This is a genomic window from Planomonospora alba, from assembly GCF_039534085.1.
Classification (GTDB): Bacteria; Actinomycetota; Actinomycetes; order Streptosporangiales; family Streptosporangiaceae; genus Planomonospora_B; species Planomonospora_B alba.
Map to the genome: position 1 here is coordinate 81273 of NZ_BAAAUT010000002.1, position 19314 is coordinate 100586.

At 72.2% G+C, this 19314-nt stretch carries 19 protein-coding genes and 1 pseudogene; 7 read left to right on the plus strand and 13 right to left on the minus strand.

Annotated features, from left to right (window positions below; translation table 11 throughout):
* Nucleotides 1-23: 23 nt before the first annotated feature.
* The 4 genes from ABD823_RS01410 to ABD823_RS01425 all read right to left on the minus strand — a co-directional run bounded on the left by ABD823_RS01410 (nucleotide 24) and on the right by ABD823_RS01425 (nucleotide 6390).
* Nucleotides 24-446: a roadblock/LC7 domain-containing protein gene (locus ABD823_RS01410; RefSeq protein WP_344854981.1), complete on the minus strand. Its 423-nt coding sequence runs from the start codon at nucleotides 444-446 to the stop codon at nucleotides 24-26.
* On the minus strand, nucleotides 443-3526 hold the full coding sequence (locus ABD823_RS01415) for a sensor histidine kinase (RefSeq protein WP_344854983.1): 3084 nt from the start codon (nucleotides 3524-3526) through the stop codon (nucleotides 443-445). Before ABD823_RS01415 ends, ABD823_RS01410 begins: the two co-directional genes overlap by 4 nt.
* Before the next feature lie 138 nt (nucleotides 3527-3664).
* Nucleotides 3665-5071 carry an aminobutyraldehyde dehydrogenase gene (locus ABD823_RS01420; protein ID WP_344854985.1) on the minus strand — a complete coding sequence of 469 codons (1407 nt, stop codon included), beginning with the start codon at nucleotides 5069-5071 and terminating at the stop codon, nucleotides 3665-3667.
* 38 nt (nucleotides 5072-5109) lie between these two features.
* Nucleotides 5110-6390, minus strand: a complete 1281-nt coding sequence (locus ABD823_RS01425) for a glycosyltransferase (protein WP_344854987.1) — start codon at nucleotides 6388-6390, stop codon at nucleotides 5110-5112.
* A gap of 158 nt (nucleotides 6391-6548) precedes the next feature.
* On the opposite strand from ABD823_RS01425, the gene ABD823_RS01430 reads away from it, so the two are divergent.
* Nucleotides 6549-7127, plus strand: a complete 579-nt coding sequence (locus tag ABD823_RS01430; RefSeq protein ID WP_344854989.1) for a TetR/AcrR family transcriptional regulator — start codon at nucleotides 6549-6551, stop codon at nucleotides 7125-7127.
* Here the strand turns inward: ABD823_RS01430 and ABD823_RS01435 are convergent.
* From ABD823_RS01435 to ABD823_RS01450, 4 genes are read right to left on the minus strand one after another with little or no spacing between them, the layout of a single operon-like run.
* Nucleotides 7121-8167, minus strand: coding sequence for an ABC transporter ATP-binding protein (locus tag ABD823_RS01435; RefSeq protein WP_344854992.1), 1047 nt, complete (start codon nucleotides 8165-8167; stop codon nucleotides 7121-7123). The genes ABD823_RS01430 and ABD823_RS01435 overlap by 7 nt on opposite strands.
* Entirely contained in the window at nucleotides 8167-8940 is a 774-nt protein-coding gene (locus ABD823_RS01440; protein WP_344854995.1) for an ABC transporter permease, read from the minus strand. Before ABD823_RS01440 ends, ABD823_RS01435 begins: the two co-directional genes overlap by 1 nt.
* On the minus strand, nucleotides 8933-9811 hold the full coding sequence (locus tag ABD823_RS01445; protein WP_344854997.1) for an ABC transporter permease: 879 nt from the start codon (nucleotides 9809-9811) through the stop codon (nucleotides 8933-8935). The genes ABD823_RS01440 and ABD823_RS01445 overlap by 8 nt, the downstream gene beginning before the upstream one ends.
* On the minus strand, nucleotides 9808-10932 hold the full coding sequence (locus ABD823_RS01450; RefSeq protein WP_344854999.1) for a polyamine ABC transporter substrate-binding protein: 1125 nt from the start codon (nucleotides 10930-10932) through the stop codon (nucleotides 9808-9810). Before ABD823_RS01450 ends, ABD823_RS01445 begins: the two co-directional genes overlap by 4 nt.
* Nucleotides 10933-11074: 142 nt before the next feature.
* On the opposite strand from ABD823_RS01450, the gene ABD823_RS01455 reads away from it, so the two are divergent.
* Both ABD823_RS01455 and ABD823_RS01460 read left to right on the plus strand, forming a co-directional pair.
* Entirely contained in the window at nucleotides 11075-12235 is a 1161-nt protein-coding gene (locus tag ABD823_RS01455; protein ID WP_344855001.1) for a hypothetical protein, read from the plus strand.
* 85 nt (nucleotides 12236-12320) lie between these two features.
* Entirely contained in the window at nucleotides 12321-13283 is a 963-nt protein-coding gene (locus ABD823_RS01460) for an SIS domain-containing protein (protein ID WP_344855003.1), read from the plus strand.
* Between the two features lie 115 nt (nucleotides 13284-13398).
* Here ABD823_RS01460 and ABD823_RS01465 read toward each other — a convergent pair whose 3' ends face one another.
* Nucleotides 13399-14106: a TetR/AcrR family transcriptional regulator gene (locus ABD823_RS01465; protein WP_344855005.1), complete on the minus strand. Its 708-nt coding sequence runs from the start codon at nucleotides 14104-14106 to the stop codon at nucleotides 13399-13401.
* A 185-nt stretch (nucleotides 14107-14291) separates the two neighbouring features.
* On the opposite strand from ABD823_RS01465, the gene ABD823_RS01470 reads away from it, so the two are divergent.
* The 3 genes from ABD823_RS01470 to ABD823_RS01480 all read left to right on the plus strand — a co-directional run bounded on the left by ABD823_RS01470 (nucleotide 14292) and on the right by ABD823_RS01480 (nucleotide 16032).
* On the plus strand, nucleotides 14292-15032 hold the full coding sequence (locus tag ABD823_RS01470; protein WP_344855007.1) for a siderophore-interacting protein: 741 nt from the start codon (nucleotides 14292-14294) through the stop codon (nucleotides 15030-15032).
* A 161-nt stretch (nucleotides 15033-15193) separates the two neighbouring features.
* Nucleotides 15194-15610 carry a prevent-host-death protein gene (locus tag ABD823_RS01475; RefSeq protein ID WP_344855009.1) on the plus strand — a complete coding sequence of 139 codons (417 nt, stop codon included), beginning with the start codon at nucleotides 15194-15196 and terminating at the stop codon, nucleotides 15608-15610.
* The gene (locus tag ABD823_RS01480; RefSeq protein WP_344855011.1) at nucleotides 15607-16032 is read left to right on the plus strand and encodes a cytotoxic translational repressor of toxin-antitoxin stability system; all 426 of its coding nucleotides are present in this window, start codon (nucleotides 15607-15609) and stop codon (nucleotides 16030-16032) included. The genes ABD823_RS01475 and ABD823_RS01480 overlap by 4 nt, the downstream gene beginning before the upstream one ends.
* Before the next feature lie 130 nt (nucleotides 16033-16162).
* Here ABD823_RS01480 and ABD823_RS01485 read toward each other — a convergent pair whose 3' ends face one another.
* Together ABD823_RS01485 and ABD823_RS01490 are read right to left on the minus strand one after the other, a co-directional pair.
* On the minus strand, nucleotides 16163-16423 hold the full coding sequence (locus tag ABD823_RS01485; RefSeq protein ID WP_344855013.1) for a helix-turn-helix domain-containing protein: 261 nt from the start codon (nucleotides 16421-16423) through the stop codon (nucleotides 16163-16165).
* A pseudogene (locus ABD823_RS01490) lies at nucleotides 16420-16995 on the minus strand (IS607 family transposase). The gene ABD823_RS01485 and the pseudogene ABD823_RS01490 overlap by 4 nt, the downstream one beginning before the upstream one ends.
* A 164-nt stretch (nucleotides 16996-17159) precedes the next feature.
* Between ABD823_RS01490 and ABD823_RS01495 the strand changes: the two are divergent.
* Nucleotides 17160-18233 (plus strand): DUF2332 domain-containing protein, encoded by a 1074-nt coding sequence (locus ABD823_RS01495; RefSeq protein WP_344855015.1) that lies wholly within the window; start codon nucleotides 17160-17162, stop codon nucleotides 18231-18233.
* A 79-nt stretch (nucleotides 18234-18312) separates the two neighbouring features.
* On the opposite strand, the gene ABD823_RS01500 is transcribed toward ABD823_RS01495, so the two are convergent.
* Nucleotides 18313-18900 (minus strand): GTP-binding protein, encoded by a 588-nt coding sequence (locus ABD823_RS01500; RefSeq protein ID WP_344855017.1) that lies wholly within the window; start codon nucleotides 18898-18900, stop codon nucleotides 18313-18315.
* A complete protein-coding gene (locus ABD823_RS01505; protein WP_344855019.1) occupies nucleotides 18881-19243 on the minus strand; it encodes a DUF742 domain-containing protein in 363 nt (120 codons plus the stop codon). Before ABD823_RS01505 ends, ABD823_RS01500 begins: the two co-directional genes overlap by 20 nt.
* Between the last annotated feature and the right edge of the window lie 71 nt (nucleotides 19244-19314).

Consider the following 19314-nt stretch of genomic DNA (forward strand, 5'->3'; position numbering starts at 1 on the left):
GCTGTTGCGCGCGTGACCGCCGACTACCTCTGAAGCGACTGGAGCTCCGCGCGCAGTGCCGGGGTCAGCGCCTTGCCCGCACGCTCCGCCAGGAGCGTCATCTGGTAGGCCACCAGGCCCATGTCGCAGTCCGGGGCGGCCAGCACGGCGAGCGCCGAGCCGTCGCTGATGGACATGGTCAGCAGCAGGCCCCGCTGCATCTCGATGACGGTCTGCACGACGGGCCCGCCCTCGAAGACCCGGGCGGCCCCCTGGGTCAGGCTGATCAGACCGGCCGTGATCGCGGCGAGCTGGTCGGCGCGGTCCTTGGGGAAACCCTGCGAATAGGCCAGCGGAAGACCGTCCGCGGAGACGATCACCGCGTGGGCCACGCCCGGCATCTCCCTGACGAACTCGGTGATCAGCCAATTGAAGCCGCGGGCGGCCTGACTGAGCTGTTGGTTCACTGCTTCTCTCCCTCGGCGGCGTCGGACGACCGCTCGTTCATCTCAGCGCGGCCCTGCCGTACGCCTCGCTGGAAACTGGACAGACGACTGCGCACCCGCTCCGCGGAGATCGGGGGCATCGGGGCGGCCGGTGCCGCGGGCGCGGAGGGAGCCGAGCCGGGCACCAGGTTCGCCTTGGGCACCCGCTTGGGCAGGCCCGCACCGGTCAGGCCGCCCTCCGCGGGCTTCTTGGCCGCCTCGGCGGCGGCCCAGCCCTGATCGGCCGGGGTGCTGCCCCAGGGCTGCCGCGCGGCGGACGGTCCGGCGCCGGCCGGGGCCTGCGCGTCCCGCGTCCCGTTCCCGGCGGCCGGGGATCCGGTCTTCCCGTCCCCCTCGTCGGGCACGCTCCTGCGGAACCAGTCGGAGCCCACCGCCTCGAAGATCGGCAGGTACTCGCCCGGTTCCGGCTCGGTCGCCGACACCCCGACCGCGGGCATCGTCTGGGTGTTCTCGTCGAGCCTGCGCGGCGGCCACGGGTCGGACTCCGGCGCCTCCTGCCAGGACGGCGGACCCGCCGATGCCTCCTGCCAGGACGGCGGACCCGCCGGCGCCTCCTGCCAGGACGGCGGGCCGGCCGGTGCCTGCGGTGCGGCCGGGGGCGCGGGCGGCCGGGCGGGCGGCGCCGGGGTCGGCGTCAGCGGCGAGGACCACAGGCTCTCCACCTCCGAGGCGGACACCACCGGCTTGGACCACAGGTCCGCCACGCTGGGCGGCGGCCCCGCCGGCGCCTCAGCAGCCGGGCTCGGAGCCGGCGCGGGCGCCGGGCCGGCGGCCGGAGGCGCCGGGGGCGCGCCGAACGGCGTGTCGTCCAGCGGGGGCATGCCGAAGGGGGGACGCTCCTCCCGCGGCGGTGCGGGCGGGGCCTCGGCCGAGCCGGGCGCGGCCAGCGGCATCTCCATCGACATCGACGAGAAGCCGGTGGAGGACAGGTCGAACGACGGGTGGCCCGGGCCGAAGGTGCCCGCGCCGGCCCCGGCGCCGACCGGCGCGAACGGGTTGCGGCGCAGGCCGGGGGCGAACGGGTCGCCCTCGGGCGCGCCACCGCGGACCGGGGCCGCTCCGGCCGCAGACAGCGCGGCCGGGTCCGGCCGGACCACGGAGTCGGCGACCACCTGGGCGGGGAGCAGGACGACGGCGCTGAGGCCGCCGGTCTCCGGGCGGCGGAGCTGGACGCGGATGCCGTGGCGCTGGGCCAGGCGGCCGACCACGAACAGGCCCATCCGGCGGGAGACCGACAGGTCCACCGCGGGCGGCTCGGCGAGCCGGCGGTTGGCCTCGGCCAGTTCCTCGTCGCTCATGCCGATGCCCGAGTCGGTGACCGCGAGGACGACGCTGCCCATCTCGTTGCCGTTGCTGGTCACCGTGACCTTGGTGTCCTGCGGCGAGAAGAAGATCGCGTTCTCGACGAGCTCGGCGATCAGGTGGACGATGTCGTTGACCGCCTGGCCGATGATCGTCGTGCCGTGCTCGACCCGGATGACCACCCGCTCGTAGTTCTCGACCTCCGACAGCGAGGCGCGCACGACGTCGCTGAGCGGGACCGGCTCGCTCCACCGGCGGGCCTGCTCCTGACCGGCGAGGACCAGGAGGTTCTCGGAGTTGCGGCGCATGCGGGTGGCCAGGTGGTCCAGCTTGAAGAGGCTGGCCAGCCGCTCGGAGTCCTGCTCGCCCTGCTCCAGGTCGTCGATGAGGTCGATCTGGCGCTCCACCAGCGACTGGGTGCGCCGGGAGAGGTTGACGAACATCGCGTTGACGTTGGCGCGGAGCCGGGCCTCGTCGCCGGCCAGCCGCACGGCCTCGCGGTGGACCTCGTCGAAGGCCCGGGCCACCTCCCCGATCTCGTCGCGGGAGACCACGCCGATGGAGGGCACCTCGACGTTCGGAGCCGCCTCGCCGGCCTCGCGCAGCACGCGGACGGTCTCGGGCAGCCGGCTGCCGGCGACCTCGAGCGCCTCGCTGCGCAGCCTGCGCAGCGGGCGGACCAGCGTGCCCGCCACCCAGGCGGTGATGAGCAGGATCAGCACCAGCAGGACCAGGATCGCGCCACCGAAGATCATGGCGCTGCGCCGCTCGGCGCCCTCCAGCTCCTGGCTGCGGGCGACCACCGAGGCGGCCATGTCCTTCTCGAGGGTCCGCATGCCGTCCACGATCGCGCTGGAGGAGTCGTACCAGGTGCGGATGCCGACGACGCCCAGCGGTCTGTTCTCCCGCATGCGGGCCATGACCAGGGCGCGGATGGCGTCGGCCCGGTCGACCTCGGGGCCGCTGACCAGGTCGCGGTAGCGCCGGTTCTGCTCGGCGCTCGCGGTCGCCTGGAAGGAGGCGACCTCGCTGATCTGGCTGCGGTAGGCGCCCAGGAAGTTGGCCGGGTCGTCGAAGTCGAAGCCGCCCTCCAGCCGGGCGACGAGGAGGATGCCCCGCTGCCGGGCCACCTGCTCCTTGGCCCGGGCCAGCGCGCCCAGGGCGAGGGTGTCTCCGATCAGGCGCTCGTCGCCGCCGCTGCGGCTGAGGTCGTCGTGGAGCGTGATGAGGTCGCTGACCATGCGCGAGTACATCTCAAGGGAGGCGCGCGGGAGCACGCTGCCGTCGGTGACGAGCTTGCGCAGGCCGGGCAGCCCGCGCAGCCAGCGGCTGACCTGGGCCGTCTCGGTCCGGACGCGGGCCGGGTGCTCCTTCGTGATGGCCCTGACCGCCTCCGTCACCCCGGCGGCGGCCCGGTCGACGGCCTGGCGCTGCTCCTTGACCTGGTTGAGACGGGCGGCGCGGCGCCGGTCGGCGATGTACCAGGCGGTGAGGTCGCGCTCGGTGGCCATCTCGTGGGAGAGGGTGGCGAGCCGGTCGACGAGCGTGGCGACCTCGGACATCCGCCGGTACTCCGTCGCCGTGGACAGCGCGGTGGTGAGCTGGAGTCCGGTCAGCAGTACGGCCGCCACCGTGGGCAGCAGGATGAGCGCGACCAGACGGGGGCGCACGCGCCAGTTCGCCGGCATGAGCCGGCCGAGCATTCCCACCGCCCGGTGGCTCCGGCGGTCTTGTTTCATCACTGGCCTAGGTAACCCCTCGGCGAGTAGGGAAGCGGCGCAAGCAATTTGAGCACATCCTTTATGGCTAATACGAATGGCATACCGGCTAAGAAATCCCTATAAAAGGGACATACAAGCTGTAACAGGCCAGTATTTTCAGGCTGGCCTAAACGAGTCCCTCGCCTCCGGCGCCTGGTGTTTGATCATGAGGTGGCGCGTCACCGAGTACTCCTGGACCGCCTCCTGGCTCATGTCCTTGCCGAAGCCGCTGCCCTTGACCCCGCCGTGGGGGGCCTCGGAGGCGATGGGCAGGTGGTCGTTGATCCAGGTCACCCCGGCGTCCAGGCGGTGCGAGACGCGCAGCGCCCGGGCCACGTCGCGGGACCAGACCGAGGAGGCCAGGCCGTAGACGGTGTCGTTGGCCAGCCGCACCGCCTCGTCCTCGCCGTCGAACGGCAGCGCCACCAGCACCGGGCCGAAGAGCTCACCCTGGACGATCTCGCTGTCCTGCCGGGCGCCGGCGACCAGCGTCGGCGGGTAGTGGAAGCCGGGCCCCTCCAGCGGGACGCCGCCGCACAGCACCGACGCCCCGTCGGCCACCGCGCGCTCGACGAAGCCGTGCACGCGCTCCCGGTGCCGCGCGGAGATCAGCGGGCCGATGTCGGTGTCCGGGTCCCAGGGGTCGCCCACCCTGATCGCCGTCAGCGTGTCACGAAGCGCTTCGACGGCCTCGCCGTAGACCTCCCGGGCGATGTAGACGCGGGTCGCGGCCGTGCAGTCCTGGCCGGTGTTGTACGTGGCGCCCATCGCCACGCCGTGGGCCATCTCGGCCAGGTCGGCGTCGCCGAAGACCAGGGCCGGGGCCTTGCCGCCGAGCTCCAGGTGGACCCGCTTCAGCGAGCCGGCCGCGCCGCGCATGACGGCGCGGCCGGTCTCGGTGGAGCCGGTGACGCTCACCATGTCCACGCCCGGGTCGCCCACCAGCGCCTCGCCGACCTCCGCGTCGCCGAGCACCACCTGGAGCAGCCCGTCGGGCGCTCCCGCCCGCTCCAGCAGCTCCGCCAGGCGCAGCGTGGTGCCCGGCGTCTGCGGGGCGGGTTTGATCACCACCGCGTTGCCCGCGGCGAGCGCCGGGCCGACCTTCCAGACGGCCATGACGAGGGGGAAGTTCCACGGGGCGATCGAGGCGACCACGCCGACCGGGCGGCGGACCAGCACCGAGGTGTAGCCGGCGCTGAACACCCCCGCCCCGGTGCCCTCCAGCGAGCGGGCCGCTCCGGCGAAGAAGCGGAGGTTGTCGACCGCGAAGGGCAGCTCGCCGTCCCGGAACACCGCCGCGGGCTTGCCCGTCTCGGCCACCTCCCGCCGGGTCAGCTCCTCGGCGTCGGCCTCCACCAGGTCGGCCAGACGCAGCAGCACCCTGGCCCGCTCCGCCGGGGTCGCCGCGCTCCACTCCGCGAAGGCCGCGCGCGCCCGCCGTACGGCCTGCGCCACCTCCGCGACCGGGGTCTCGGCCACCTCGGAGAGGACCTCGCCGGTCGCCGGATTGATCAACTCACCCATGGGACTTCCCTGCTGTCGTTCTCGTCGGGCGCGGGGCGTCAGGCCCCGGCGGTGCCGGCCTGCTCGATCAGGTCGGCGGCGCGGCGCAGGCCGTCGCGGCGGCGGATCTCCTCGCCGGCCGCGGCCAGCTTCCCGCGCAGGGCGGTGTCGCCCAGCAGCCGCTCCACCGCGCCGGTCAGCTCGGCGTCGGTGAAGCCGTAGGTGGACAGGCGCACGCCGTACCCCAGCTCGTGGATGCGCTGGGCGTTGTCGTACTGGTCCCAGAACAGGGGCAGCACGATCATCGGCTTGCCGAAGTGCAGCGCCTCGGTGACGGTGTTGTTGCCGCCGTGCGTGATGACCAGGTCCACCAGCGGCAGGATCTTGGTCTGCGGCAGGAACTCGGCGCCCCACATGTTGGCGGCGAGCTTGATCTCCTCGTGGAGCGGGCCCTTGGAGACGATGTAGCGGTGCGGGGTGGTCGCCAGCACGTCGATCACCCGCTGCATGAGCTCCACGTCGGCGGAGCCGAGCGAGCCGAGCGAGAAGTAGACCAGCGACCCCTCGCCGTCCTTCAGCTCGGCCGGCAGCTCGAACTCCTCGTCGGTCTCGCGGACCGAGGAGTCGAGGCGGTGCCAGGTCGGCCCCAGCGGCCGGGCGCCGGTGTAGTCGGCGATCTCCGGGAAGACGTAGAGGTTCAGGTCGCCCTCGTGGATGAAGTCGAGGTCCGGCAGGGCCGGGGCGCCCTGCTCGACGACCCACTCGTTGAAGGCGCTCCACAGCTCGCGGTGGGTCCGCTCGTACTCGGCGCGGAAGGCGTCCCACTCGGAGCGGTCGTCGGCGGGCAGGCCGGAGAAGACGGGCGCCACGTTCTCGCCGCGCACCTCCAGCGGGTTGCAGGAGACGATGCGCACGAACGGCTTGCCCGCGGTCACGAGCGCCGGGAAGGCGATGACGTTGTCCTCGACGATGACGTCCGGCTTGACCCGCTCGATGATCTCCTTGAGCCGCGGCTCGCAGTACTTGGCGCCGTCGATGAGCGCCTCCCAGATCGGCTTGGTCACCGTCTCCAGCTGCTCGGCGGTCGTCTTGCGGTATTCCGGCGCGGTGTCGCGGATGAAGTCCTTCCAGAACTGACCGGGGTCCTGCTCCTCCTCGGTCGGGGGCGCGAGGTCGACCAGGTCCTCCTCGAAGCCGAGCGCCTCCAATTTCCCCTTCCAGGAGGCCTCAGCAGCGAAAACGACCCGGTGGCCGCGCTTACGGAGAATGTCGCCGATGCCGATGCAGTTGTTCGTCGGCCCGTAGGCGCTCTCCGGCATGAACAGGATCGTAAGAGCCATCGCGTCCTCCGAGATCAGAGAGTTTGGAAACTGGTGAATACTGGTTTAAATCTTGATCTAGTAAAAACGCCGGACAGCGGTCACTATGGACCCCGGCACAGATCATGGACATGGACGAACGGGGAAGTATGGCGCGCAAGAGCCGGTCGGACAGACGTGTGGACCTCATCGACGCGGCGCGCAGGGCGATCATCCGGCACGGCACCGACGGCGTGGGGCTCAACCATGTGGCCGAGGAGGCCGGCCTGACCTCCGGCGCCGTGCTCTACCACTACCCCAACCTCGGCGAGCTGCTGGTGGACGCCCACCACGCCGGGATGGAGCGCTTCTACGAGCTGCGCCTCAAGCGGATCAGCGGCATGCGCGACCCCGTCGAGAAGCTCGTCGTGACCATCCGCTCCGGTCTGCCGCACGGCCCCGACGACCCCGACGTGCGCCTGCTCAACGAGCTCGGCGGCGCCGCCTCCCGCAACCGGATGTACGCCCTGCTGCTCACCACGCTCTACGACCGGCAGGTCGCGATGTACCAGAGCATCCTGGAGACCGGCAGCGCGCTGGGGACGTTCACGCTGGCCGACGACTCCCTCGTCATCGCGCGGAACCTGGTCGCGCTCGAAGACGCGTACGGTTACCGCATAACGGCCCGCCACCCGGTGATCGGCCCGGAGGAGGCGGCGGAGCTGATCCTGGCCTACGCCCGGACCGCCACGGGCAACGACCTGAAGACGTCTCATTGAGGGACCAGCACCCCGTCCTCGGGTGCCCAGGACAGCGCCACCCGCTCGCCCGGCAGGGTGCGGGTGGCCCCCTGGACGGCCGCCAGGACCGGCTCCTGCCGGCCGGGCACGGTGACCGACACGTGTGAGACGCCGCCGTAGAAGCTCACGTCCGCCACCTCGCCGCGCAGCACGCCGGGGGCGTCCGCCACGGCGTCCGCGGGGGCCAGCCGCACCCGCTCCGGCCGTACGGCCAGCAGCGCGGAGGTGCCGTCGGGCATGTCGGAGGAGCCGGGGAGCACGCCGAGCCCGTCGGCGGCCAGGCCCACCGAGCACGCCCGGCCGCCGAAGAGGTTGTTCTCCCCCACGAAGCCGGCGACGAACGGGGTGCGCGGCCGCTGGTAGAGCGCCACCGGCTCGTCCACCTGCTCCACCCGGCCCGCGCTGAAGACCGCGATCCGGTCGGCGAGCGACATGGCCTCCTCCTGGTCGTGGGTGACCACGACGAAGGTGATGCCGACCTCGTGCTGGAGCCGTTTGAGCTCCAGCTGCATCTCCGCCCGCACCTTCTTGTCCAGCGCGGACAGCGGCTCGTCGAGCAGGAGCAGGCGCGGCCGCTTGACGATCGCGCGGGCCAGCGCGACGCGCTGGCGCTGCCCGCCGGACAGCTGCTGCGGCCTGCGCCCGGCCATCGCCGACAGGCCCACCTTCTCCAGCACCTCGCCGACCCGGCTCCTGATCTCCGCCCTGGGCAGCTTCTCCCGCTCCAGGCCGTAGGCGACGTTCTTGGCCACGGTCATGTGCGGGAACAGCGCGTAGGACTGGAACATCAGGTTGACGGGGCGGCGGTGCGGGGGCCGGCCGAGCAGGTCGGCGCCGTCGAGGGTGACGGTCCCGGCGTCCGGTGACTCGAACCCGGCCAGGATCCGCAGCAGCGTGGTCTTGCCGCAGCCGCTGGGGCCGAGCAGCGCGAAGAACTCCCCCTGGCGGATCTCCAGGGAGACGTCCGCCAGCGCCGTGACGTCACCGAAACGGCGGCTGACACCGGTGATCTGCAGCATCAGGAAAACGACTCCGTCAGTCGGGTCATCCGCTGGGCCGCGATCACCACGCTGAAGCTCACCGCGAGCAGCACGGTGGCCAGCGCGTTGATCTCCGGGGTGACCCCGAAGCGGACCATTGAGTAGATGACGATGGGCAGGGTCGGCTCGGTCGGCGCCGAGGTGAAGAACGCGATGACGAACTCGTCGACGGAGAGCGTGAACGCCAGCAGCGCTCCCGCGGCGATGCCCGGCGCGAGCTGGGGCAGGGTGATCCGGAAGAACGTGGCCACCGGGGTCGCGCCCAGGTCGCGCGAGGCCTCCTCCAGCGAGGTGTCGGCGTGCGTGAGCCGGGTGCGGACCACCGCGGCCACGAACGCCGTGCCGAAGACCGTGTGCGCCAGCACGACCGAGTGCAGGCCGAGGCTCAGCTGCACCCAGACGTAGAACAGCAGCAGGCCGATGCCGAGCACCAGGTCGGGCAGGACGGCCGGGAGCACGCCGATCGCGTCCAGCAGCCGCGACCTGCTGTGGCGGGCCAGGCCCACCGCCATCAGCGTGCCGAGCACCGTGGACAGCACCGTGGTGCCCGCGGCCACGATCAGCGTGTTGACCAGGCCCCGGCGGATCTCGGCGTTGGCGGCGAACTCGCCGTACCACTTCAGGCTGAAGCCCTCGAACGAGTACGGCGAGCCGCCGGCGTTGAACGACATGACGACCAGCACCACGATCGGCGCGTACAGGAAGACGTAGGTCGCCCAGAACGGGACGTACAGCAGTCGGGGCTTACGCACGGCGGGAGCTCCATGCCTGTACCAGCAGCAGCACGATCAGCACGGCCAGCAGCGCCAGCGTCAGCGTGGCCCCGAAGGGCCAGTCGCGCGCCTTGAGGAACTGGTCCCTGATCAGGTTGCCGACCATGATCGAGCGGCCGCCGCCGAGCAGCTCGGGGATGATGAAGTTGCCGAAGCACGGCACGAAGACGAACAGGCAGCCGGTGGCCACGCCCGGCAGCGTCAGCGGGAACGTCACCGAGAAGAAGGTGCGCGCCGGCGTGGCGCCGAGGTTGGCCGATGCCTCGCGGAGCTGCGGGTCGAGCTTCTCGATCGCGGCGTAGAGCGGGAGCACCATCAGCGGCAGGTAGGAGTAGACCAGGCCGGTGACGATCGCGCCGGAGTGGTAGAGCAGCTCGAACGGTCCGAGCCCGACCGCCCCCAGCGCGCCGTTGACCAGGCCGGGCCCGCTGAGCAGCACGATCCAGGCGTAGATGCGCACCAGGAAGTTCGTCCAGAACGGCAGGACGATCGCGACCAGCGCGACCGTCTTCCACCGGCTCGGCAACCGGGTGATCAGGTACGCCGTGGGGTAGCCGACGAGCAGGGCGATCACCGTGGCGATCGTCGCCAGCTTCAGCGACTCGAGCACGACGTCCAGGTAGAGGGGGTCCAGCAGCCGGGTGAAGTTCTCCCCGGTGACCTCGTGGACGACCCCGCCGAAGCGGCCCCGGCGGAAGACCGTGTAGCTGAGCAGCAGCGCCAGCGGGATCAGCAGGAACGCGACCAGGTAGGCCAGGCCCGGTGCCAGGAACACCAGCCGCCCCAGCGCGCGCGACCGGCGCGGCCGCGCTGTCGCGGCCGCGCCGGGGACGACGGCGGAACGGGTCACTGCTGCGCCGCGACCTCGGTCGCCAGGCGGGTGAACTTGGTGGAGTCCTCACCCAGGTCGATGATCGACTCGCCCTGGAGCAGGTCCGCCGGGGTCATCTGCAGCGGCGTGTTCTTGGCCTTCAGGTCGGCGTCGACGATGTCCATCGCGGCCTTGTTCGGCACCTTGTACAGGATGTTCGCCGCGGCCCAGCCGTGGACCTTGGGGTCCAGGATGTAGTTGATGAAGGCGTGCGCCGCCTCCTTGTTCTTGGAGGACTTCAGGATGACCATCGTGTCCACCCAGAGGTCGCTGCCCTCCTTGGGCACGACGAACTTGACGTTCTCCTCGGAGGTCGGGCACCAGCCGTCCCACGCCTCGACCATGACCGCCTCGCCCTTGGTCAGGCGCTCACCGAAGGTGGTGTCGTCGTAGGCGAGCAGGTTCGGCTTGGCCGCCAGCAGCTTCTCCTTGGCCTTGGCCAGCTCCTCGTCGCTGCGGGTGTTGACCGAGTAGCCGAGCGACTTGAGCGCGGGCAGGGCCAGCCAGCGCTCGGTGGTCATCATGGTGACCTTCTTCTTGGCCTCGGCCGGCGGGTCGAGGATGTCGTTCCAGCTGGTCGGCTCCTTCTTCACCAGGTCGGTGCGGTAGCAGATGCCGGTGGTGCCCCAGGTGTAGGGCACCGAGAAGGTGTTGCCCTTGTCGTAGGCGAGCTCCTTGGCCTCGGGGTAGAGGTTGGCCAGGTTCGGGATGAGCTCGGGGTGCAGGGGCTCCAGCAGGCCGGCCTCGTTGAGGGCCTGGGCGTACTGGCCGGAGACGAAGGCCACGTCGATGCCGGTGTCGGCGCCCGAGGTGAGCTTGGCCATCGCCGTCTCGTTGGTGTCGTGCAGCGTGACCTTCAGGTCGAAGCCGAGTTTGGCCTTGACCTCCTGGGGCAGCTCCTTGGGCGTGTAGCCGTCCCAGACGGTGACCGTGAGGCTCTGCTTGGTCAGGTCGGCGTTGGGGTCGAGCTGCGCGGCGGCGGCGCCGGAGGGGGACGCGGCGGTGTCGGCGGCCTCCCCGCCGCACGCCGAGACTGCGAGCGCAAGACCGGCCGCGAGGACGGCGGCCGGAAGACGACGGGTGTACCGGGAACGGGACACAGCCGCTACTCCTTCATAATTCAGATGTGCGAGGGCGGTCCGGTCTTTAAGGGCATGACAGACCAAAGCAGGAGTGTTGCAGGCAACATCAACTTGAGCAACACTGATCGCGACATCACCACGTGGAAGCCCGAGCGGTTCATTGAAGCCAAGTTCAATATGGGAGCGCCTGGAGACCGTGCCCCGCGCGGGCGACGGCCGGACCACCGAGTTCCTCTCCGCACTGGCATGGCACGTTCCCGCACCGTATGAGGTCGGACGTTTCCAGCCGCCGCCCGCGCTGCCGCCCGGCGCGACTGAACGCGGGTTCGACGTCGACCAGACCAACCACTCCGTCGTGGTCGGTGAAACCCTCGTAGTGAAATGGCTCACACCGCCCGCCCCGCTCCCCCAGCCCGCCCCGGAGATGCTCGCCCACCTGTCCGAGGTCGGCTTCACCGCCACGGCCACGCCGTACGCGGCGCTCTCCCGCGGCGGCGAGCTGCTCGCCCTCGTCACCGCCTACCTGCCGGACGCCCGGGACGGCTGGGAGTGGTGCGTGGACGAGGCGGCCGCCGGCCGTACCGGCTTCGCCGCCGAGCTGGGAGCGCTCGCCGCCGACCTGCACGCGGCCCTGGCCACCCCGTCGGCGGTCTTCCCCGACCCGGTACGGCTCGCGCCCGCCTACCCCGCCGGTGACCGCGGGCAGCGCGCGGGACCGGTCCCCCCGCAGGGGGATCCGGAAGGCCGCTCCGGCACGCGCCCGGTGAGCCCGTGGGCGGCCCGCGCCGAGGCCGCGCTCCGCGAGGCGCTGGAGCTGACCGGCGGCGAGGACGGCGCGTGGCTGGCCGACCACGCCGGCCCGCTGGCGCGGGCGTTCGACGCCCTGCGGGAGCACCGCCCCACCCCGCTGATCCGCATCCACGGCGACCTGCACGTCGGCCAGGTCCTGCGCTGGCCCGGCGGCTACGCGGTGGTCGACTTCGACGGCAACCCGACGGTCTCCGACACCGACCGCTTCCAGCCCGCCGCCCGCGACCTCGCCCAGCTCTCCACCAGCCTGGAGCACGCCGGCCAGGTCGCGATCAGACGCCGGGGCGCCGACCCCGCCGCCGTCGCGCGGTGGGCCGCCGCGGCGACGCGCGCCCTGCACGACGCCTACGCCGGGCGCCTGCGCGAGCGCGGGCACTGCCACCTGCTCGATCCCGGCCTGCTGCGGGCGTTCGCCGTCGAGCAGGAGTGCCGCGAGCTCGTCTACGCCGCCCGCCACCTGCCCCGCTGGCGCTACGCCCCCATGGGCGTGCTGCGCTCGTGGTACCCCTGACGCCCCGCCCCGCATGCACCGCCCCGCACGCACCACCCCGGACCGGCGGCCCGCCCCGGGCGGCCCGCCCGAGCAAGGAGAGCACGTGAAGCCCGAGCTGTACCTCGCCGACCTGGAGGCCAAGCCCGCCGCGCTGGCCGGCCTGGCCGACGCCCTGGAGGGCGGCGACCCGTTCGCCGGGATCCCGGAGCCGGCCCGGATCCGCCGGGTGCTCCTGCTCGGCATGGGCAGCTCCCGCTACGCCGCCGGGGTCGCCGCGCTCCGCCTGCGCGCCGCCGGAGTCGACGCCGTCGCCGAGTACGCCTCGGCCCCCTTCTCCTACCCGCCCTCCCCGGACACCCTGGTCGTGGCGATCTCCGCCACCGGCGGCAGCCGCGAGACCCTCGACGCGGTCGCCCGCCACCGGGGCCGGTCCTTCGTGCTGGCCGTGACCGAGCGGCCCGGCTCCGCCGTCACCGAGGGGGCCGACCTGGTCGTGCCGATGCGCGCGGGCGAGGAGCGCGGCGGCGTCGCCTGCCGCACCTTCCAGCACACGCTCGCCCTGCTGCTGGCCCTGACCGGGCGGCTGACCGGGACGGGCCCGGACGTGCCCGCCCTGCTGCGCCGCAGCGCCGAGGCCACCGCCGACCTGCTCGACCGGCGCGGCGAGTGGCTCGACGGCGCCGCGGCCCTGCTGGACGGGCCCGCCGGCGTCTACACGATCGCGCCCGCCGAGCGGCTGTCGTCCGCCGAGCAGTCCGCCCTGATGGTCCGCGAGGGCCCGCGCCGCCCGGCCGACGCCTGCGAGACCGGCGACTGGGCGCACGTGGACGTCTATCTCACCAAGACCCTCGACTACCGGGCCGTGCTCTTCCCCGGCTCCCGCTACGACGGGCAGGCCATGGAGTGGGTCCGCGAGCGCGGCTCCACCGTCCTGGCCGTCGGCGGTGAGCTCCCCGGCGCCGCCGCCTGCCTCCGCTACCGCCACGACGACGACCCTGACGTCGCGCTGCTCACCGAGACCCTCGTCTGCGAACTCGTCGCCGCCCGCTGGTGGCTCGGCTCCTGAGCCACGCCGGCCCGTCTCCGGCCTGGGGCCGGGGGCGGGCCGTGCGGGGTGAGCCGGAGAGCCGTTCCCGTGGGCGAGGCGGGGCGGCGGTCCGGCCGGTCGTGCCCCGATCGCGTCATCCCTCCAGGCCGAGCCTGGCGCGCAGCTCGCTCAGGCACTCCTCGAAGACCGGCTCCATGTCGGAGTAGGCGAAGTCCACCTGGTGCAGGACCTCCATGCACAGCAGGCCGTACAACCTGATCCAGCACGACAGGAAGACGTGTGCGGCCTCCGGGGGCAGGCGTCCGCCGATCGTCTCCGAATACGCGCGCAGCTGTTCCAGCAGGGAAGGGTCGAGGTCAGCGGGATCGGGCACGGGGAACGGCCGGGTCCGCCACAGCTCGGCGACCTGGTCCAGGAGGATCTGCTCGAAGCGCTGACCGGCCCGCTGACGCGGCGAGTCGGGATGCCGGTCGGGCGGCGCGACGGGACTGGCGAAGATCCACCCGAACTCGGCCGGGTGGGCGACCGCCCAGGCGCGCATGGCCCGGCAGGTGGCCAGCAGCCGGTCGGCGGGCGGCGCGTCGGCGCGGGCGTCACGCGCCTGTTCCATGGCCTCGGTCAGTTCGCGGAGGAACCCGGCGGTCACGGCCCCCACCAGCTCCTCATGGCCGGCGTAGTAGTGGTACAGGGCCGGCCCGCTCATGCCCATCTCCCGCGCGACCGCGTTGACGGTCACCGCCGCGGGCCCCTGGGTGACCAGCAGCCTGCGCGTCACCGCATGGATCTCCTCCAGCGTGGCCTGCCGGAGGCGCTCTCGCCGGCTCGGAGTCTTCGCCGTCATCTCCCCCCATCTCATCGCGTTGACATACTAGACCATCTATGTTTGCTTAATGCCTCTAAGCAAATCTATATCGATGAGATTCATCTATGGGTAGTCGATGATGGATTCCGCCGCCCCGACGGCCGTACGGGGGAGCGGGCCGGGATCGGTCCATCGGCGCCGCGCCGTCCGAGAGGAGCCATGACGTGCGCAATCCGCTGGCAGGAGCATTCGCCAAATACGTCGTCACCGCCGCCGTCGCCGAGACCGAACCGGTCACTCCCACGATGCGGCGCATCCGCCTCGTGGCCGACGAACCGATCGCCTTCCCCTACACCCCGGGCCAGCACATCCGGATCCAGCTCAAGGACCCGCTGTCGGTCTCCGGGATCCTGCGGCCCGCCGAGACCCTGCGCACCTACACCATCTGGGACTTCCAGCCCTCGGAAAGCGCGCTGGAACTGCGCGCCCACCTCTACGAGGGCGACGGCATCGGACTGGCCTGGGCCCGCACGGTGCGTCCCGGTGATCCGGTGACCTTCTGGTGGCCTCAGGGGGACTTCTTCACCCGCGACGCCCCCTACCACGTGTTCATCGGCGAGGAGACCGCCAGTGCGGCCTTCGGGCCCATGATCAGAGGGCTCGGCGCGTCCGCCCGGGTGTACGGCGTGCTGGAGAGCGACTCCCCCGAGCACGACCTGCCCATGCCCGGTCCCCATCGGCTGCACCGGGTGCACCGCCACGGCGCGGCGGCGGCCTCGTCCCGGACGCTGCTGGCCGCCGTGGCCGCCCTCGACCTCCCCGGCAACGCGGGCGCCGCCTACGTGGCCGGCGAGGCCAGGACCTGCCAGATGATCCGCGACTACCTGGTCCGGCAGCGCAACTGGTCACGCGCCTCGATCAAGGTCAAGCCCTTCTGGACACCGGGCAAGCGCGGGCTCCACTGACACCCGGGCGGCTTTCGCGGCCGCGGCGCACCGGCCGCCGTCCACGGCGCCTCTCCCCGTGACGGGCCGACGGATTCCCACGGTCACGTACGTGAAGTACGCTGAGTACTTCACGTACGTGAATGTCGGAGACAACCGCCGACAGATCGGAAGAAGGAACCATGGCCTCTGTCCACTACGACAGTTACACCGATGCGCGCACCCACCTGAAGGATCTTCTGGATGCGGCGGCGCACGGCCGGACCGCCACCGTCCGGCGCGACGAGACCAAGGCCGTCGTGGTGGACGCGGAGCGGTTGAGGCACTTCCTGGCCGCCGTCACACCGTCACGTGCCGAGGTGGTGGCCGAGGACGGAGGGTGGTCGGTGTTCATTCCCGGGCTGCCGATCGCCGCGGACGGATCCACCTTCGAGGAGGCGATCGACGAGATGGTCGACGCGCTCCGCGACTACGCCGAGGACTGGCAGGACCGTTTGCTCAACGCTCCCAACCACCGGGAGAACTGGGGGCTGGTCCAGTTGATCGATCTCAGCGACGACGGGCAACTCCGCCGCTGGCTCACCGGGCAGGCGGCATGACCTGGCCGCAGGCGACCAGGGAGGAACATGAACGGTTCTGCCTGACGGAGGGATGGAACCGGGTCAGGGACGCCCGCGGGCGCTCGGGCACCCACCACGTCACCTACGAGATGTGCCTTCCGGACGGCCGCGTCCTCCGGACCAGGATTTCGCACCCTCCGGACCGCACCTCGTACGGCCGCGGCCTCTGGAACCACATCCTCCGCGATCAGCTCGCGGTCACGGAGGAGGAGTTCTGGAAGTGCGTGAAGGAGGGTGAGAAGCCGGATCGGGGAACACCGGCCGTCCCCGCCGGGGCGCTTCCCGCCGACCTCGTCCACCTGCTCATCACCAGGGTCGGGCTCCCGGAGACGGAGGTCGCGAAGATGACCAGAGAGGCCGCGGTCATCAGGCTTCAGCGCTTCTGGGCCGAGGGCGAGTAACGTCACCGGCCCGCCGTCGCCGGGCACCGGCTTGCGGCCTTTGCGCCTGCCGGTACGGGAGTCGAAGAAGCTCTTGAAGGCGGCGGCACGCACCCGGCACGCCTCCTTCGGTATCCGCGACGACAGGCCGTCAGCGGTGAACCATGGGAACCGCTGACGGTGCTCGGCACGCCAGGCCCGCTCCGGTGCGGGGGCCGACCAGGGCACCGGGGTCAGGTCCTTGTCCGGTCGCGCCGTAGGTCTTCTCCGCTTGGCGTTGGTCGAGGGCGGCGCGGACTTTCTCCAGGCAGAAGTTCCCCACCACCCGCGACAGCCCGGCGTGCCGGCCGAGACGGGCCCTCTGGTCGGGGGTGGGGTCCAGTTCGATCCGGAAGCCCTGACGGTCGCTCACGCGGTCTCGCCTGCGGCGCGGAGTGCGGCCTTGGCCCGGCGGGAAGCCGAGTGGCGGCCGTACAGGCGGGCGCAGAACGAGGTGAGGATCTCGGTCATGTCCCGCACGAGGTCGTCGTCGACTTCGGTGTCGTCGATGACGACGATGCGCCGCCCGGTCGCGTCCAGGGCGGCGGTCAGGTGCTCGACGCCGGACCGGGCCAGCCGGTCGCGGTGCTCGACCACGATCGTCGTCACCGACGGGCCGCGCAGCAGTCGCGCCGGTTTCGGCCGTCTGCCGTTCAGACCGGAGCCGACCTCGCTCACCACGTCGGCGACGGCCAGTCCCATGCCGGTTGCGGCGGTGACGACCCGCCCGGCCTGCCGCTCCAGGTCGGCTTTCTGGTCGGCGCTGGAGATCCGGCAGTACGCGACCGTCCGCCCTTCGGCGGTGGCCTGCTGTTCGAGCACGTGGTACCGGCCGGTGGCGGGCTTGACCACGGGGACCGGCATCTTGCCGTCCCGTGCCCACTACCAGGCGGTCTGGTGATGGACGCCGTTCCGCCGTGCCCATTCGGAAAGCTTCGCACAGATGATCTCAGATAAAGGCTGAAGAAAGCTGATGATTTCGTTAGCAGCCAACAGCCCCCGGCACACGGCGAGGATACCTCGCCGCGGACACGCCGGTGGGAGCACCCGGGGCGATCTCCGCAAGGGCACGGTGGATATCGTCGGCAGTCCCGACGGAGGAGGTCGTGATGTCCCGTGAGCGTGCCGCGGAGATGGTCGAGGTCCAGGCGAGGTCCTGCGCGGAGCTCGGATCACCGCTCTACGCCGCGCTGCTCGGCCGGGTGGCCGAGGACGTGCGGGCGGGCGGGCCCTGCGCCGACGCGCTCGCCGGCTACGAGGACGCCCCCGGGCCCGACGCGATCGCGCTCCGGCTGCTCGGCGGGGTCCACTCCCTCGTGCTCACCGGCCGCGCGCCCGAGCTGGCCGCCTGCTACCCGAGCGCGGGCGGGGCCGTCGACCCGCAGCGGCCCGACGCCTGCTGGCCGGCCTTCCGCGAGGCCGTCGCCACCGAGCTGGAGTGGGTCCGCGACTGGATGACCCGCCCCCCGCAGACCAACGAGGTCGGCCGGGCCAACCTGCTGATCGCCGGGCTGCTGCACGCCGTACGCTCCGCCCCGCTGCCCGTCCGCCTGTTCGAGCTGGGCGCGAGCGCCGGGCTCAACCTGCGTGCCGACCGCTTCCGCTGCACGGCGGAGGACTTCGCGTGGGGACCGGCGGACTCCCCGGTCGTCCTGGAGGACGCCTGGGAGGGCGCGCCGCCCGCATGGCTGGCGGAGGCCGCGGACGGGCACCCCGGCCTCACGGTCGTGGAGCGGCGCGGCTGCGACCTGACGCCCATCGACCCGCTCTCGCCCGAGGGGGCGCTCGCCCTGCGCGCCTACCTCTGGCCCGACCAGGAGGACCGGGCCGCCCGGCTGGACGGCGCCCTGCGGCTGGCCGCCCAGGTGCCGGCGGCGGTCGAGACCGCCGGGGCCGCCGACTTCCTCGCCGGTGTCGACCTGGTCCCGGGCACGCTGACGGTGGTCTGGCACTCGGTCATGCGCCAGTACGTCCCGGCGGAGGAGTGGGCGCGCGCCGAGCGCGAGCTGGAGCGGCTCGCCGCCGCGGCCGCGCCGGAGGCGGCGTTCGCCCACATCTGCTTCGAACCGCGCAAGGTCGGCGGGCAGCGCCGCTTCCTGCTGGCCGTACGGCTCGGCACGGGGCCGGAGGCGGTCCTGGCCGGAGCGCGCCCGCACGGCCTGCCGGCCCACGCCCTCGGCTGAGCGCTCTCCGCGGCCGCCCGCGGGAACGCCGAGGGGCGGTGCGGCTCCGCGGGAGCCGCACCGGCCTGGTGGACGCCGCTCAGACCGACATGCCGTAGGCGGCGCGCACCCGCAGGACGTGCTCGACCAGCGTGATCAGCGTCGCCTTGACGGACTCGCGGGAGCGGGCGTCGGTGCGCACGATGGGGACGTGCGGGGCGAGCGCCAGGGCCTCGCGCACCTCCTCCTCCGAGTGCGGGAACTGCCCGTCCCAGCCGTTGATGCCGACCACGAAGGGGAGCTTGGCCTCCTCGAAGTAGTCGATGGCGGGGAAGCCGTCGGCCAGGCGGCGGGTGTCGACCAGGACCACCGCGCCGATGGCGCCGCGGACCAGGTCGTCCCACATGAACCAGAACCGGTGCTGCCCGGGCGTGCCGAACAGGTACAGGATCAGGTCGCTGTCCAGTGAGAGTCGGCCGAAGTCCATGGCGACCGTGGTGGTGGCCTTGTTGGGGGTGAGCCCGAGGTCGTCGACCCCGGAGCTCGCCTCCGTCATGACCGCCTCCGTGGTCAGCGGCAGGATCTCCGACACGGCGCCCACGAACGTGGTCTTGCCGACGCCGAACCCGCCCGCGACGACGATCTTCGTCGACGTCAGGCCGCCGCGGTTAGAGCCTGCGAAGTCCACTGAGCACCCTTTCGAGCATGTTGAGATCCGGTTGTCCCTGGTCGAGACGCGGCTGGTGGAGCCGGACGAGACCTTCGTCGGCCATGTCGGCCACCAGCACGCGGGCCACGCCGAGCGGGACCCGGAGCAGCGCCGAGATCTCGGCGACCGACCGGAACGAGCGGCAGAGCCTGATGATGGCGTCCTGCTCGGGGGTGAGCAGGGCCAGTTCCTCGTCCATGATGGGCGAGGAGGAGACCAGCGTCTCCATCGCCAGGTGATAGCGGGGCTCGGCACGGCCGCCGGTCACCGTGTACGGACGGAACAGGGGCTCCTCGTCCCCGGTTCCGTCAACGCCCAGCACGGCCCTCTCCAGGTGCGGACGCCGGCGAGGACGGGCGAGGCGTTCGCGTGGCCCCGGTACGCCGGGCGCGC